Source organism: Kineococcus sp. GCM10028916, from assembly GCF_042674865.1.
In the GTDB taxonomy this organism is placed as follows: Bacteria; Actinomycetota; Actinomycetes; order Actinomycetales; family Kineococcaceae; genus Kineococcus.
In genome coordinates this window covers 174,759-189,264 of record NZ_JBHTFM010000017.1, presented here as the reverse complement: position 1 = coordinate 189,264, position 14,506 = coordinate 174,759, and the positions used below count along the sequence as shown (strand labels likewise).

General features: G+C 73.7%; 17 protein-coding genes and 3 tRNA genes. 10 read left to right on the top strand and 10 right to left on the bottom strand.

What is annotated here, in order from left to right; all coding sequences use genetic code 11:
• The first annotated feature begins 16 nt into the window (after positions 1 to 16).
• On the top strand, positions 17 to 448 hold the full coding sequence (locus tag ACFQ46_RS17325; RefSeq protein WP_380260613.1) for a VOC family protein: 432 nt from the start codon (positions 17 to 19) through the stop codon (positions 446 to 448).
• 24 nt (positions 449 to 472) lie between these two features.
• On the opposite strand, the gene ACFQ46_RS17320 is transcribed toward ACFQ46_RS17325, so the two are convergent.
• Positions 473 to 1,369: an alpha/beta hydrolase gene (locus tag ACFQ46_RS17320; protein ID WP_380260612.1), complete on the bottom strand. Its 897-nt coding sequence runs from the start codon at positions 1,367 to 1,369 to the stop codon at positions 473 to 475.
• A gap of 37 nt (positions 1,370 to 1,406) precedes the next feature.
• Here ACFQ46_RS17320 and ACFQ46_RS17315 point away from each other — a divergent pair, with 37 nt between their 5' ends.
• Positions 1,407 to 1,865 (top strand): MarR family winged helix-turn-helix transcriptional regulator, encoded by a 459-nt coding sequence (locus tag ACFQ46_RS17315; RefSeq protein ID WP_380260611.1) that lies wholly within the window; start codon positions 1,407 to 1,409, stop codon positions 1,863 to 1,865.
• Between the two features lie 4 nt (positions 1,866 to 1,869).
• Here ACFQ46_RS17315 and ACFQ46_RS17310 read toward each other — a convergent pair whose 3' ends face one another.
• Positions 1,870 to 2,565: an SDR family NAD(P)-dependent oxidoreductase gene (locus tag ACFQ46_RS17310; RefSeq protein ID WP_380260610.1), complete on the bottom strand. Its 696-nt coding sequence runs from the start codon at positions 2,563 to 2,565 to the stop codon at positions 1,870 to 1,872.
• Between the two features lie 113 nt (positions 2,566 to 2,678).
• Between ACFQ46_RS17310 and ACFQ46_RS17305 the strand changes: the two genes are divergently transcribed.
• Entirely contained in the window at positions 2,679 to 3,566 is an 888-nt protein-coding gene (locus tag ACFQ46_RS17305; RefSeq protein ID WP_380260609.1) for a helix-turn-helix transcriptional regulator, read from the top strand.
• On the opposite strand, the gene ACFQ46_RS17300 is transcribed toward ACFQ46_RS17305, so the two are convergent.
• Entirely contained in the window at positions 3,499 to 4,551 is a 1,053-nt protein-coding gene (locus ACFQ46_RS17300; protein ID WP_380260608.1) for a PHP domain-containing protein, read from the bottom strand. The genes ACFQ46_RS17305 and ACFQ46_RS17300 overlap by 68 nt on opposite strands.
• 48 nt (positions 4,552 to 4,599) lie before the next feature.
• Here ACFQ46_RS17300 and ACFQ46_RS17295 point away from each other — a divergent pair, with 48 nt between their 5' ends.
• The 6 genes from ACFQ46_RS17295 (at position 4,600) to ACFQ46_RS17270 (ending at position 7,440) form a co-directional block, all read left to right on the top strand.
• Positions 4,600 to 5,709, top strand: a complete 1,110-nt coding sequence (locus ACFQ46_RS17295) for a DNA topoisomerase IB (RefSeq protein ID WP_380260607.1) — start codon at positions 4,600 to 4,602, stop codon at positions 5,707 to 5,709.
• Positions 5,710 to 5,778: 69 nt separating this feature from the next.
• A tRNA-Glu gene (locus ACFQ46_RS17290) sits at positions 5,779 to 5,851 on the top strand.
• Between the two features lie 111 nt (positions 5,852 to 5,962).
• Positions 5,963 to 6,036, top strand: a tRNA-Asp gene (locus ACFQ46_RS17285).
• A gap of 29 nt (positions 6,037 to 6,065) precedes the next feature.
• Positions 6,066 to 6,138: transfer RNA gene (locus ACFQ46_RS17280), tRNA-Phe, on the top strand.
• A gap of 115 nt (positions 6,139 to 6,253) precedes the next feature.
• Entirely contained in the window at positions 6,254 to 6,574 is a 321-nt protein-coding gene (locus tag ACFQ46_RS17275) for a hypothetical protein (RefSeq protein WP_380260606.1), read from the top strand.
• Positions 6,571 to 7,440 carry a GGDEF domain-containing protein gene (locus tag ACFQ46_RS17270; protein WP_380260605.1) on the top strand — a complete coding sequence of 290 codons (870 nt, stop codon included), beginning with the start codon at positions 6,571 to 6,573 and terminating at the stop codon, positions 7,438 to 7,440. Before ACFQ46_RS17275 ends, ACFQ46_RS17270 begins: the two co-directional genes overlap by 4 nt.
• 24 nt (positions 7,441 to 7,464) lie before the next feature.
• Here the strand turns inward: ACFQ46_RS17270 and xylB are convergent, their stop codons facing one another.
• Entirely contained in the window at positions 7,465 to 8,904 is a 1,440-nt protein-coding gene (gene xylB, locus ACFQ46_RS17265; protein WP_380260604.1) for a xylulokinase, read from the bottom strand.
• A gap of 184 nt (positions 8,905 to 9,088) precedes the next feature.
• On the opposite strand from xylB, the gene ACFQ46_RS17260 reads away from it, so the two are divergent.
• The gene (locus ACFQ46_RS17260) at positions 9,089 to 9,349 is read left to right on the top strand and encodes a DUF3073 domain-containing protein (protein WP_328293037.1); all 261 of its coding nucleotides are present in this window, start codon (positions 9,089 to 9,091) and stop codon (positions 9,347 to 9,349) included.
• Positions 9,350 to 9,426: 77 nt separating this feature from the next.
• Here ACFQ46_RS17260 and purM read toward each other — a convergent pair whose 3' ends face one another.
• The 6 genes from purM to ACFQ46_RS17230 form a co-directional block, all read right to left on the bottom strand.
• Positions 9,427 to 10,545 carry a phosphoribosylformylglycinamidine cyclo-ligase gene (gene purM, locus ACFQ46_RS17255; protein ID WP_380260603.1) on the bottom strand — a complete coding sequence of 373 codons (1,119 nt, stop codon included), beginning with the start codon at positions 10,543 to 10,545 and terminating at the stop codon, positions 9,427 to 9,429.
• Entirely contained in the window at positions 10,542 to 12,086 is a 1,545-nt protein-coding gene (purF, locus tag ACFQ46_RS17250; protein WP_380160696.1) for an amidophosphoribosyltransferase, read from the bottom strand. The genes purM and purF overlap by 4 nt, the downstream gene beginning before the upstream one ends.
• A 63-nt stretch (positions 12,087 to 12,149) precedes the next feature.
• On the bottom strand, positions 12,150 to 12,506 hold the full coding sequence (locus ACFQ46_RS17245; protein WP_328293040.1) for a hypothetical protein: 357 nt from the start codon (positions 12,504 to 12,506) through the stop codon (positions 12,150 to 12,152).
• Positions 12,503 to 12,895, bottom strand: coding sequence for a sterol carrier family protein (locus tag ACFQ46_RS17240; protein WP_380260602.1), 393 nt, complete (start codon positions 12,893 to 12,895; stop codon positions 12,503 to 12,505). Before ACFQ46_RS17240 ends, ACFQ46_RS17245 begins: the two co-directional genes overlap by 4 nt.
• 31 nt (positions 12,896 to 12,926) lie before the next feature.
• The gene (locus tag ACFQ46_RS17235) at positions 12,927 to 13,163 is read right to left on the bottom strand and encodes a hypothetical protein (protein WP_380260601.1); all 237 of its coding nucleotides are present in this window, start codon (positions 13,161 to 13,163) and stop codon (positions 12,927 to 12,929) included.
• 10 nt (positions 13,164 to 13,173) lie between these two features.
• The gene (locus tag ACFQ46_RS17230) at positions 13,174 to 14,457 is read right to left on the bottom strand and encodes an MFS transporter (RefSeq protein ID WP_380260600.1); all 1,284 of its coding nucleotides are present in this window, start codon (positions 14,455 to 14,457) and stop codon (positions 13,174 to 13,176) included.
• Between the last annotated feature and the right edge of the window lie 49 nt (positions 14,458 to 14,506).

Below are 14,506 nucleotides of genomic sequence, written 5' to 3'. Positions count from 1 at the left end.
TCCTAGCGTGGTGTGCATGACGAGCACCCCGCACTCCCCCGCCCCTGCCGCGCGCCTGATCTCGGTGCGTCTGATCACCGACGACGTCGCGGGCCTGGTCACCTTCTACGAGCACGTCACCGCCGCGCCCGCGCAGTGGTCCACCCCCGACTTCGCCGAGGTGGTCACCGCGGTGGGCACCCTGGCCATCGCCGGCACGCGCACCGTGGCCCTCTTCGGTGCCGGCTCGGCGCGAGCGGGCGAGAACCACAGCGCGATCATCGAGTTCCTCGTCGCGGACGTCGACGCCGAGCACGCCCGGCTGCGCCCACTCGTGGACGGTGGCCTCGCGGAGCCGGTGACCATGCCGTGGGGCAACCGGTCCCTGCTGCTGCACGATCCCGACGGGAACCTCGTCAACCTCTTCACTCCCGTCACGGCGCAGGCCATCGCCAAGTTCGGCCTCTGACCTGCGGCGGTGGGGCCTCGGTCCTCAGCGCCTCCCGAGCCGCTGACCGAGGAAGAACGCCGCGCGGTCGAGGGCGTCGTCCGCCTCGTCGAGGACCCCCGCCCAGGACTGGAACACGTGCGGGACGCCGGCCGTGACGTCGAGGACGACGTCGACCCCCGCGTCGCGGGCGCGGGCGGCGAGCCGGGTCGAGTCGTCCAGCAGGAGCTCGTCGGTTCCCACCTGCAGCATGAGCGGTGGGAGCCCGGCGAGGTCGGCGGTGACCGCGGGGCTCAGCCACGGGTGCAGGACGTCGACGTCGCCCACGTAGAGCGGGCCGGTCCGGCCGAGGCCGGCCGGGGTGAAGATCGGGTCGATGCCCACCTTCGTGCGCATGCTCTCGCCGGTGCGCGAAGCGTCGAAACCTCCGGAGAGGGCGAGGCCGGCCGCGGGCAGCGGCAACCCGGCGTCCCGGGCCGCGAGCAGCGTCGTGACCACCAGCCCACCACCGGCGGAGTCGCCGGCGAGGACGACGGTGCCGGGATCGGTCCCCTGGTCCAGCAGCGCCCGGTAGGCGGCGAGGCAGTCCTCGACGTCGGCGGGGAACGGGTGCTCGGGCGCCAGCCGGTAGTCGAGGGAGTAGCTGCGGAACCCGGTGCGCAGCACGAGGTTCGCCGTCAGGACCATGGCCGTCTCCGGGGAACCGAAGACGTGCGAGCCACCGTGGAGGTACAGGATCGTCCCCGTTGCGGGGTTCCGCTCCCGCTCCACGAGCACCGCGCGTCGGCCCCCCAGCCCCGTCTCCGTGGTCACGGTGCCCGCGGGGAGGGCCATCGTCGACATGAACCGCGCGAAGCCCTCGCGGAGCTGGTCGACACCCCCGGTCACGGGCGGGGCCGACCTGAGGTCGGCGTTGATCCGGGCGCGCTGAGCGGTGGTCATCGTTCCTCCTGAAGTGGTTGCCGCTACAGTAGATGCCGTGGCATCTACTTCGTCAACCCTCGAGTTCTTCGACGACCTCGTCCGCTGCGAGACCCGGCTCTACAACGCGCTGAACGACGACCTGCGCCGGGACCACGGGATCGTGACGTCGCAGTACGAGCTCCTGCGGCACCTCCACGACCATCCCGGATCCCGGATCGCCGACCTCGCCTCCCGGTTCGCCGTCGGTGTCGGGGCGACCAGCAAGGGCGTCGACCGCTGCGAGCAGCGGGGCTGGCTGCGCCGCCTCCAGAACCCGACCGACCGCCGCTCGTCCCTGCTGGAACTCACGCCGGAGGGCCGGGAACTGGTCGACGCCGCGCACGCGACCGTCACCCGGCGACTCGCGGAACTGCTCGATCCGCTCACGTCGGCGCAGCTCTCGGGTGCTGCCACCGCCTTGGCGCAGCTGCGGCGGACCCTCGAGACCGGGCGGGTCGGAACTCCCGCCGGCTAGGACGTCACCAGGCGACGACGCCGTGACGGTCGCGGAACACGCCGGTCGGGCCGTCGGTGCCGATGCTCGCGAGCTCCACGATCGCGTCGGTCCCCTCGGTGACGGTCTGCGGGCCGCCGTGGCCGTTGAAGTCCGTGGCGGTGTAGCCGGGGTCGACGGCGTTGAACTTCACGTCGGGCAGCGCCTTGGCGTACTGCGTGGTCAGCATCGTCACCGCCGCCTTGGAGGAGGTGTAGAGCGGGGCGGTGAACGTGCCCTCGACGCGGTCCGGGTCGTGGGTCGCGGCGAACGAGCCGAGACCGCTGGACACGTTGACGACGACGGGGTTCGAGGACTTCCGCAGCAGCGGCAGGAACGCGTGGGTCACCCGCACGATCCCGAAGACGTTGACGTCGAAGACCGCTGCCGCGTCGGCGCCGGTCAGTTCGTCGGCGGGGACGTAGGGGCCCGGGACCCCCGCGTTGTTGACGAGGACGTCGACGGTGCCCTCGTGGGCGGCGACGTCGTCGGCCGCGGCCTGCACGGACGCATCGTCGGTGACGTCGATCTGGACGAAACGCGCACCGAGGGCTTCGGCGGCGGCCTGCCCGCGCTGCGGGTCGCGAGCGCCGATCAGGACGGTGTGCCCGGCGGTGATGAGGCGGCGGGCCGTCTCGTAGCCGAGGGACTTGTTGGCTCCGGTGATGAACGTGGTGGTCATGGGAAGACCATCGCCCGTTTCCTCGGGCTCAACCAGTGCCCGCTGCGACGGTGGGACGCGCAGTACCAGGCTGGGACGGCGTCCGACGCCTCGCGAGGAGGCAGGATGGTCCGGTGGTGGAAGGCGAGAACCTCGGAACGGCGCTGCGGCGGTGGCGGGACCGGTTGACCCCGGAGGCCGTCGGCCTGCCGCACCGGGCGAAGCGACGGGCGGCGGGGTTGCGGCGGGAGGAGCTCGCCGACCTCGCGGGCCTCTCCGTCGACTACGTCGTGCGGTTGGAGCAGGGCCGGGCCACGAACCCCTCGGCCCAGGTCGTGGCCACGCTGGCCCGTGCGCTGCAACTGAGCCGGGAGGAGCGCGACCACGCCTACCGGCTGTCCGGTCTGCTGCCCCCCGCGGACGGGACGATCTCCCACCTCGTCCCCGCCGGCGTGCAACGGATGCTGTCCCGGCTCGGGGCCTTCCCCGTCGGCGTGTTCGCCGCGGACTGGACGCTGCTGACGTGGACCCCGTCGTGGGCGGTGCTCATCGGCGACCCGAGCGGGAAGCCCGCGAAGGAGCTCAACCTCATCCGGGCCGTCTTCACCGAGGGGCGCAGCGGGCTCTCGAACTGGCCGGTGCGCTACGCCGACGTGGGTCTGCCCGCGGCGCTCGTCGCGGACCTCCGCTCGGCCCTGGTGGACTACCCGCACGACCAGGGCCTGGTCGCCCTGACCGCGGAGATGAAGGCCGCGAGCCCGGAGTTCGCGCGCTACTGCCGGGAGGGGACCGTGGGACGCCACGTCTCCTCGCGCAAGACCGTCGAGCACCCCGACGTCGGCGACATCACCCTCGACTGCGACGTCCTGACCGCTCCGGGTTCCGACGTCCGGCTCGTGGTCTACACCCCGGTGCCGGGTTCGGTGGACGAGGAGAAGCTGGAGTTCCTGCGGGTCACCCGAGGGCAGCGCGCCGGCGACGCGCCGTCCACTCCAGCACCCGCTCGACCGGCCACGTCGTGACGACGCGCTCGGCGGGGACGCCGCACTCCTCGGCGCGCGCGCAGCCGTAGGGCTGCCAGTCGAGCTGGCCGGGCGCGTGCGCGTCGGTGGAGAGGGTGAACGTGCAGCCGGCCTCGACGGCCTGCCGCAGCAGCGCCCGCGGTGGGTCGAGGCGTTCGGGACGGGCGTTGATCTCCACCGCGACGTCGAACTCGACGCAGGCCGCGAACACCTGCTCGGCGTCGAAGTCGCTCGGTGGGCGGCCCTTCTCGCCGACCCGGCCGTGCCCGCCCTTGACCATCCGGCCGGTGCAGTGGCCGAGGACGTCCATCCGGCCCGAGCGGATCGCGGTGAGCATGCGGCGGGTCATCGCGTCGCCGGGCATCCGCAGTTCGGAGTGCACCGAGGCGACGACGACGTCGAGGCGTTCCAGCAGGTCGGGCGGGCAGTCCAGGACCCCGTCCCGGCCGATGTCGACCTCGATCCCGGACAGCAGCCGGAACGGTCGCAGCGGTGCGGCGAGGGCCTCGATCTGGGCCAGCTGGTCCTCCCGACGGCCCCGGTCCAGACCGTTGGCGACCTTGAGACCCTCGGAGTGGTCGGTGACGGCGATGTAGTCGTGACCGAGCTCGACGGCGGTGAAGGCCATCTCGGCGAGCGGGCTGCCACCGTCGCTGGCGTCGGTGTGGGTGTGCAGGTCGCCCCTCAACTGCGCGCGCAGCGCCTCCCCGCCCTCGACGAGGGGGCCCGCTGCGTCCTCGAGCTTCCGGAGGCGGTCCGGGGTGCGGCCGGCGGCGGCCTGCGTGACGAGCTCGGCCGACGACTTCCCGATCCCCTTGAGGTCGGTCAGCGTGCCGGCGGCGAGGCGGGTGTCGAACTCCTCGGCGGGCAGGGCGAGCAGGACGGCCGCGGCCTTGCGGAACGCCTCGACGCGGAAACTGCTGGCCTGTTCGCGTTCGAGCAGGAAAGCGGTGCGGCGCAACGCCTGTACGGGATCCACGGCCATCTCCGGTTTCCGGGTGCGATCAGCGCCACCACTCTGCACCATCTCCAGGTGCCTCGCCTGCGCCGCGTCTCGGTCTCCTCCCCCGGCTTCTCCCGGCGACGTCGCGGGAAGGGCTGGACCTACTTCGACACCTCGGGTGGACGCATCGTCGATCCCGACGTCATCGCCCGGATCTCCCACCTCGCGATCCCGCCCGCCTACACCGACGTCTGGATCTGCCCGTTCCCCAACGGGCACCTGCAGGCGGTCGGCACCGACGACCGGGGCCGGCGCCAGTACCGCTACCACGAGGAGTGGCGACGCCGGCAGGACCGCGACAAGCACGAGCGGGTGCTGCGGGTCGCGGCCCGTCTCCCCGCGGCGCGGGAACGGGTCGAGGGGCTCCTGCAGCTCGACGGCCTGCCCCGGGAGCGGGTCCTGGCGGCGGCGTTCCGGCTGCTGGACCTCGGCTTCTTCCGGGTCGGCGGTGACGCCTACGCCGAGGAGAACGGCTCGTACGGCCTCGCCACGTTGCAGCGCCACCACGTGCGCCAGCACGGCGACGAGCTGGAGTTCCGCTACGTCGCGAAGTCGGGGAAGGACCGCGCGCTCGTGGTCAGCGATCCGGCCGTGCGCGACGTGGTGCGCTCGCTGAAGCGCCGCCGCGGCGGCGGGGAGGACCTGCTGGTGTGGAAGCAGGGCCGACGCTGGCACGACGTGACCGCCGAGGACGTCAACGACTTCCTGCGCGAGACGATCGGTCCCGACGTCACGGCGAAGGACTTCCGGACCTGGCACGCGACCGTCCTCGCCGCCGTCGCCCTCGCGGTGTCCGCCCCCGTCGCGGGAACACCGACGGCCCGTCGGCGCGCCGTGACCCGCGCCTGCGCGGAGGTGTCGGAGTACCTCGGGAACACCCCGAGCGTGGCCCGCAGCAGCTACGTGGACCCGCGGGTGATCGACCTGTTCGAGGACGGGGTGACGATCGCGCCGGCCCTGGACCGGCTCGGCGAGGGCGCCTCCTCCGGGCACCCCGCCACGCACGGCGCGGTGGAGGAAGCCGTGCAGGACCTGCTGCACACCGACCCGGTGGCGGTGACCCGCGCGATCGCCCGGGGTACCCGGCCCCGGCTCGCCTCGCCCCGGTTGTCGGTCGCGGGGACGGACACGGCCGCCTGAGCACCCGTCAGCAGCATCCGGTGACGTCCCTTATGCTGGACGCGCTCCGGCCTCGCGCCGCAGCGCCACGCCCTCATCGTTTAGTGGCCTAGGACGCCGCCCTTTCAAGGCGGTAGCACGGGTTCGAATCCCGTTGGGGGTACGCAGCAGCCCTGCCGTCAGGTGGTGCCGAACGGTGGTCACGACCACCGGCCGACATCGGGTAAGGTCTTCTCTGCAAGCAAGCACGACAGCAAGACAAGGTCTCTTCTGAGGCCCCGTAGCGCAGTTGGTTAGCGCGCCGCCCTGTCACGGCGGAGGTCGCGGGTTCGAGTCCCGTCGGGGTCGCTCGTCGTGTCGGTTCACCGACCCGGCACGGCCAGGTAGCTCAGTTGGTAGAGCGTCCGACTGAAAATCGGAAGGTCAGCGGTTCGACCCCGCTCCTGGCCACCTGGAAAGAACCTCTCGAAGGCCCTGACGCACCCGCGTCGGGGCCTTCGTCGTTCCCAGCCGGCCTCCAGCCCCACCCCGCACTGCACCGAGGTCCGGCCGTTAACCTCCTGGCGTGCCTGCGATCCCGAGTCCCGCCCTCATCGGCCCCGCCGTCCTCGGGGGGTACGTCCTCGGACGCACGACGGGGAACCGCGCGCTCGCCGGGGTCGCGCTCGCGGCCGGTCTGGGCCTCGCCCTCCCCCGCTGGGCGAAGCGCTCCCCCGTCCTCGCCGCCGCCCTGACCCTGGGCACGGTCGGTCTCGTGGGCGTCTCGCACCCGCTGTCCCAGCGCCTGGGCCCGTGGCCGGCCGTGCTGACGACGTCCGCAGCCGCCGCCGTCCTGGCGGGCGTGGGCGACGGCCTCGCGGGACGGGTCGGCAGCGCCGGGTCGTGACCCCCCACGGGGCGAGTCCCGACTGGCGCGCACTGGCCGCCGGAGCACCCGCCACCGCCCTCCTGCTCGGCAGCACCGTGCAGTGGGCCTCGCCGGGGCTCGCGGAGTTCGTCCTGATCGACCCGCGCGCCCTCGTCGGCACCGACGCCCTGGACCTCGTCCTGGCTGCCGACCGCCCCCGCGCCCGCGCCGCGCTGAGTGCCGTGCGAGAGCCGGGGCAGCGTTCCGGGCCGCTGCGGCTGCGGCCCGCCGCACGTCCCGAGGTGCGCCTCGAGCTCGTCGCCCGGGCCCGCGCCGCCAACCACCTCGTGGTGGCGGCCTGGGACGTCTCGCACCGGCTGGCGGTAGAACGGGAGCTCGGGCACCGCGCGAGCCACGACCACCTCACCGGGCTGCCCGACCGCGCGCTCCTGGCGGACCGCTGGGGCCGTTCCCGCTCCCGGGTGCAGGCCGACCCCGCCCTGGCCACGTTCGTCCTCCTGTGCGACGTCGACGGGCTGAAGGAGGTCAACGACGGGCTCGGGCACCGGGCCGGGGACGCCCTGCTCGTCGAGGTCGCCCGCCGGCTGGCCGCGGAGGTCCGCCCGAGCGACACCGTCGCCCGTCTCGGTGGGGACGAGTTCGTGGTCCTGGTCGAGGCGGTGCCCTCGGCCCACGTCGAGGCCCTCGCCCACCGGTTGCGCCGGAGCATCGCCGTGGTGCAGGCCGGCGTCCACGTGCGGCTCTCGGTCGGCTGGGCCGCCGACGACCTCACCCGCACCACGGAGGCCGTGCTGGCGGAGGCGGAGACGCGCATGTACGAGGACAAGCGTGCCGGTCGCAGCATCGACCTGCCCGGGATCCACGGCACCGGTCCGCACGCCTGAGGGCGGCGGCGTCAGACCTCGACGTCAGATCCGGTCCGCCGTCAGGTCGCGCACCTGCGCGTAGCGCTCCCGCACGTGGGGGGTCGGGTCGGCCTCGAAGGTCTGCGACGCGTTCAGCGTCCAGTCCGGTGGGGCCTCTGCACCGGAGAGGACCCACGCCGCCTGCCGCGCGGCACCGTCGGCGACGTACTCCCCCGGTTCGGGGACGACGACGGGACGGGCCAGCACCGCGGGAGCCAGGCGCCGCACGGCCTCCGAGCGCGCCCCGCCGCCGACGAGCACGACGCGCCCGATCTCGACCCCCTGGGCGACCAGGGCGTCCAGGCCGTCGGCGAGGCCGCAGAGCAGTCCCTCGACGGTGGCACGGGCCACGTGCGCGGGGGTCGAGGTCGACAGCGTGAGTCCGTGCAGCGCGCCGGTGGAGTCCGGCTTCACCGGGGTCCGCTCCCCCTCCAGGTAGGGCACGAAGACGAGTCCCCCGCTGCCGGCGGGGGCCGAGAGCGCCAGCCGGGACAGCTCGTCGTGGTCGACCCCCAGCATCCGGGCGGCGGCGTCCAGGACGCGTGCGGCGTTGAGGGTGCAGACCAGCGGCAGGTAGCGACCACTCGCGTCGGCGAACCCGGCGACCAGACCGCTCGGGTCGTGGGTCGCGACGTCGCTGACGACGCTGACGACGCCGGACGTCCCGATCGACACGACGACGTCACCGACCCGGGCCCCCACCCCGAGGGCGGCGGCCATGTTGTCCCCGGTCCCCGGCCCGATCAGGGCACCCCGGGAGAGAGCGCTGGCGCTGGCGCTGGCGCCCGCGGACTCCGCCGGCCCCAGGACGTCCGGCAGGTCCGGCGAGGCGCCGAAGGCGGACTGCAGCAGGTCCGTGCGGTAGCCCCCCTCGGCGGGTGACCAGTAGCCCGTCCCGGACGCGTCCCCGCGATCCGTCACCAGCCGCGCCCCCTGACCGCCGGCCAACTTCCAGGTCAGCCAGTCGTGCGGGAGGCAGACCGCGGCGGTGCGGGCCACGTTCTCGGGCTCGTGCTCGGCGATCCAGCGCAGCTTGGTGATCGTCAGCGAGGCCACCAGGACGCTGCCGACCTGGTCGGCCCAGGCCTTCGGGCCGCCCAGCTCGGCGGTCAGCGCCTCGGCCGCGGGCGCGGAGCGCCCGTCGTTCCAGAGCAGCGCGGGCCGCACGACCTCGCCGCTCTCGTCGAGCAGCACCGAGCCGTGCTGCTGGGCGCCGACGGCGAGCGCGTCCACGTCGTCGAGGCCGCCGGCGTCGGCGACGGCCTCCTCGAGGGCCTGCCACCAGCGTGCGGGGTCGATCTCGGTGCCGTCGGGGTGCTTGGCCCGCCCGATCCGCAGCAACTCGCCCGTTCCGGCGTCGCGGACGACGACCTTGCAGGACTGGGTCGAGGAGTCGATCCCGGCCACGACACGGCGGTCCGTTCCGCCTCCGACGCTGGTCATGGGCACAGCTAACAGCATGCGCGGCAGCCGCGCGGGACACGCTCGTGGGCCGTCCGGGGTGTCCAGGTGGCGACCGGGATGCCGGAAGGTCTCGCGAACATGTACCGTTGGAGCCACGGAGAGATGACAGCTGCTCCGGGGTCAGCACTGTCTGCCCCGGCCGACGCGCGAGGGGGTCGACGCCATGGGGCGCGGCCGTCAGAAGGCCAAGCAGACGAAGGTCGCTCGGGAGCTGAAGTACTTCAGTCCCGACACCGACTACAACGCTCTGCAACGTGAGCTTCACGGGCCCGACCCGTACCGCCAACTCGGGCGACCAGAGCCCCAGAAGGCGCCGGAGTCTGACGTGGTAGAGGACGACGACTCGGAGGACGAAGCCGAGGACTGGTCGAAGTACACCGCGACGGACGACCACGACGAGTGGACGTCCAAGCGCCGAGCCTGACCGGCTCGGAGGCTACGGGTCTACCGCAGCACGCACGACCGAGGCATCGCACGGGGCGTGTCCCGCCTCCACCGCCGTCACCAACCCTGGTGCCGGCCCTGGAGGAGGGTCACGCCTCCTGCGATGCCCTTGCCGTTGCTGGGGCCGTCCGCCTCGGTGCGTCCACGCACCTCACCGCACACCCACGCCGGGATGCCGGCCTGTTCCAGGGTGGCCACCACGGCGTCGACGCTGTCGGGACGCACGACGGCCAGCATGCCCACGCCCAGGTTCAGGGTGCGCTCGAGGTCGTCCGTCGGCACCCGGCCGAGGTCGCGGACCAGGCTGAACACCGCACCCGGGGTCCAGGTCGTGCGGTCCACCACGGCCGTCACGTCCGCCGGGAGGCAACGCGCCAGGTTGGCCGCGAGGCCCCCACCGGTCACGTGGCTCATGGCGTGCACGCCACCGGAGGCCAACGTGGCCAGCGCGGGCCGGGCGTAGATCCGGGTCGGGACGAGGAGCTCCTCGCCCAGGGTGCGGCCGAACTCCTCCACGTGCCGGTCGTAGGCCCACCCGGCGTCGGCGAAGACGCGGCGGACCAGCGAGTACCCGTTGGAGTGCAGCCCGGAGCTGGCCATCGCGACGAGGACGTCGCCGACCTCGACGCGTTCCGCGCCCAGCAGCTCGTCGGCCTCGACGACCCCCGTGACCGCTCCGGCGACGTCGTACTCCTCCGGCCCGAGGAGACCGGGGTGCTCGGCGGTCTCGCCGCCGATCAGCGCCACGCCCGCCTCCTCGCAGCCGCGGGCGATGCCGGCGACGATCGCGGCCATCCGCTCGGGGACGACCCGTCCGCACGCGATGTAGTCGGTCATGAACAGCGGCGTCGCACCGCAGACGACGATGTCGTCGACGACCATGCCGACGAGGTCGGAGCCGATGGTGTCGTGCCGGTCGAGCGCCTGCGCGATCGCGACCTTGGTGCCGACCCCGTCGGTGCTGGTGGCCAGCAGCGGGCGGCGGTAGTCCTTGAGCACCGACACGTCGTAGAGGCCGGCGAAGCCGCCGAAGCCGCCGACGACCTCGGGCCCCTGGGTCCGGGCGACGGACGCCTTCATGAGCTCGACGGCGCGGTCCCCCGCGACGACGTCGACCCCCGCGTCCGCGTACGTCGTCCCCGCGGGTGTCGTCGCCGGTGTCGTCGTCGCACTCACTGCTGGGCCCCCTGGGCGGGTTCGGACCGGGAGACCGGTGTGATCGGGATGCGCGGCTTGTCCATCGCGTGCTCGCCGAGGCGGTCGAGGTCGTTCAGCGGGACGGGGTACTCGCCGGAGAAGCAGGCGGTGCAGAGCCGCTCGACGGGCTGCTCGGTCGCCTCGATCATGCCCTCGGTCGAGATGTAACCGAGCGAGTCGGCCCCGATGCTCTGGGCGATGTCCTCGACGGAGAGGCCGTTGGCGATCAGCTCGGCCCGGGTCGCGAAGTCGATGCCGTAGAAGCACGGCCACTTCACCGGCGGGGAGGAGATCCGGACGTGGATCTCCGCGGCGCCGGCCTCGCGCAGCATCCGGATCAGGGCGCGCTGGGTGTTGCCGCGGACGATCGAGTCGTCCACGACGACGAGGCGCTTGCCCGCCACGACGTGCTTGAGCGGGTTCAGCTTCAACCGGATCCCGAGCTGGCGGATCGTCTGGTTGGGCTGGATGAAGGTGCGGCCCACGTAGGAGTTCTTCACCATCCCCTGTCCGTAGGGGATGCCGGACTCCTCGGCGTAGCCGATGGCGGCGGGCGTCCCGGACTCCGGGGTGGGGATGACGAGGTCGGCCTCGACGGGGTGCTCGCGGGCGAGGACCCGGCCCATCTCGACGCGGGCCTCCTGGACGACCTTGCCGTTGATGGCGGTGTCCGGGCGGGCCAGGTAGACGTACTCGAAGACGCAGCCCTTGGGCTTGGCCTCGGCGAAGCGGGTGCTGCGCAGGCCGTCCGCGTCGATGGCGATGAGCTCGCCGGGTTCGATCTCGCGGACGAAGCTCGCGCCGACGATGTCCAGCGCGGGGATCTCCGAGGCCACGACCCAGCCGCGGTCCAGGCGCCCCAGGACCAGCGGGCGGATGCCCTGGGGGTCCCGGGCGGCGTAGAGGGTGTGCTCGTCCATGAAGACGAGGCTGAAGGCGCCCTGCACGTGCGGCAGGACCTCGGCAGCCGTCGCTTCGAGCGTGTGGTCGGGGTCCCCGGCGAAGAGGGCCGTGAGGATCGCGGTGTCCGTGGTGTTGCCGCGGGCCAGCTCGCTGGGCGAGGGCCGTCCGGGCAGCACGGGACGGGCGGAGTTCGGGTAGCGCTCGGCCTGCAGGTCGCGCAGCGCGAACAGGTTCGTGAGGTTGCCGTTGTGCGCGAGCGCCACGGTCCCGCCGGCGGTGTCGCCGAGGGTGGGCTGGGCGTTCTGCCACCCGCCGCCACCGGTCGTGGAGTAGCGGGCGTGACCGACCGCGATGTGCCCCTGGAGGGACTCCAGCGCGGACTCGTCGAAGACCTGGGACACCAGACCGGTGTCCTTGAAGACGAGGATCTGCTCGCCGTTGCTCACGGCGATGCCAGCCGCCTCCTGCCCCCGGTGCTGCAGGGCGTAGAGACCGTAGAAGGTCAGTTTGGAGACTTCCTCACCGGGAGCCCAGACCCCGAAGACGCCGCAAGCGTCCTGAGGTCCTTTCTCGCCGGGAAGCAGGTCGTGGTTCAGACGTCCGTCACCGCGGGCCACGCTCGAAGTGTGTCACACCCCTGCGTCGGGGACCGACGTCGACGACTGCGCCGGGGACCGACGTCAACGACGGCGGCCGCGCCGCACGCGGGGGGCGGGCCGGGTCCCGGTGCGGCGGTCCACGAGCACGGCCACCAGACCCCCCAGCAGGACCCCGAACAGGGCCAGCGCGCAGAACAGGTACCCGAAGAGGGCGCGTTGGGAGTAGCCGTCGCGTGCCGGGGTCACGGCCGCGACGATCGCGGCGACGACGAAGGCGAGCACCAGTCCGGTGACGACGAAGGCGCGGAACCGGGGCGCCCGACGACGGGTGACCTGCACGAACGCGGTGCCCTCGCGCTCCGGCGACACCTCGGGGGACACCTGAGGGGTCTCCCCCGGCGCGTCGCCGGGGGACGGGGTCTGGGCCTGCTCGCTCACGGGAGAACGGTACGCGGTGGGACGAGCGGCAGCAGTTCGCCGAGGTCGGCGCGGTTGCCGCTGGCCTGGACGCGCCCCGCGGTCCGGGCCGCGTCGAACTCCGTCCGGCCCGTCGCGAGCTCGATCCAGGTCGTGGCGTCCATCTCCACGACGGCCGGCGGGGTCCCCCGGGTGTGTCGCGGGCCCTCGATGACCTGCACCGCCGCGAACGGCGGCACGCGCACCTCGACGCTCCCCCCGGGGTAGCGGGCGGCGAGCTCCTCCAGCGAGTACCGCACGGCGGTGGCCAGCACCGGCCGGGCGGGCTCCTCGCCCCGTTCCCAGAGGTCCTCCACGGCGCGGACGGCGGCGAGGCCTTCGGCGGGGTCGGTGCGGCGACGGGTGGGCATCGCGTCATCGTCCCAGGTCGAGCGTTCCAGGTCAGGCGCGGACCACCGGGCCGGGGACCGGCTGCGGGACGTGGCCCGGCAGACCCGGCAGACCGGGTGCTGCGGGCACTCCGCCGTCGGCGGCGCGGACGAGGAGGACGACGACCACCGCCACGACGACGGCGACGACCAGGGCCAGCCCGAGCAGCGCGACGGCCAGGCCGGGGTGCGGGTGGGGAGGGTGCTCGACCTCGAGACGGTCCGGGGCAGCGGTTCTCGTGGTGCGCACGTGGACCTCCTCACCGAGGGCCGGCGGCGACCTCCTGCCGGTCGTCGCCGCCACCAGTAGACACCTGGGCGGGGCCGCTGTCAGCAAGCTCCGAGCCGGGTTCGGAGTCGGGCGCGGGGTTGCGGCGCAGGGCCACCGCGACGGTGCCCAGGAGGGCGAGCACGACGACGGCGAGGACGGGGACCGAGACGTCGTAGGCGACCCCGGCGGAACTGCTGAACCCGACGGCGAGCGCCGGGACGGCCATCCCGAGGTAGCCGGCCAGGAAGATGCCGGCGGCCGCCTCACCGCTGGCCCCCGCGGGGGCCAGCGAGGTCGCCGTCGTGAGCGAGCCCTTGAGCAGGACGCCGACGCCCGCCCCCGCCACGACCGCGCCGCCGAGGAACACCGCGACGAGCCCGAGCACCACCCCGGCCCCGAGACCGACGACGCCGAGGGCGGTGAGGGCCAGCCCGATCCGCACCTGGTGGGTGGCGCGCAGGCGGACGAGGAGGACCTGGCTGAGCGCCGCCGCCGCGAGGACGGCGAAGGTGCTCGCCCCGCCGGTCACCGGGCCGGGGTGCCCGAGGGAGGCCAGGACGGCGGGGGCGAGGGAGGTGAAGAGTCCCAGGACGGCGAAGAGCGCGAAGGCGGCGAGGGCGGCGGCGAGGTAGCGGCCCCGGGCGGCGGCCGGGACGGCGATCCGCTGGACGCGGTAGGGCCGGTGCTCGCGATCGACGGTCTCGGGGACGAGCAGCGCGACGGCCGCTGCGGCGAGCAGCAGCAGGACGAGGAAGACCTCGTGCGGGACCCGCAGCGGGTCCCCGAGGTGGCCGACGAGCAACCCGGCGACGAGAGCCCCGAGGCCGAGGCCGCCGAGGTTGGCGGCGGTGGCGACGACGGCGCCGAGCCCCGGCCTGCGGGAGGCGGTCCGGCCGTGGAGCTCGGCGAGGTACGCGGTGGCGGTGGGGGTCAGCGCACCGACGGCGAGCCCGGTCACGATGCGGGCGACGATGAGGACGGCGAGGTTCGGGGTGAGCGCGAGGGCGAGCGCGGCGACGGCCTCGAGCACGAGGGCGGGGGCGAGGACGCGACGCCGGCCCAGGTGGTCGGAGAGGTGCCCGACGGTGAAGAGGGCGATGGCGACGCCGGCCGCGTAGACCGCGAAGGCGACGGTCACCACGACCGTGGGCAGCCCGTCGCGTTGGCGGTAGAGGGCCCACAGCGGGGTCGGCACGGTGGCGAAGGCCAGCGCGGTCGCGAAGGCGGAGGCGACGATCCAGAAGCCGAGACGGTGCCGGCGGTTCGATCCCATGGACCGTGCAAGCACCGGCCCGCATCAAGCCTTCCGTTCCAACGCTGGG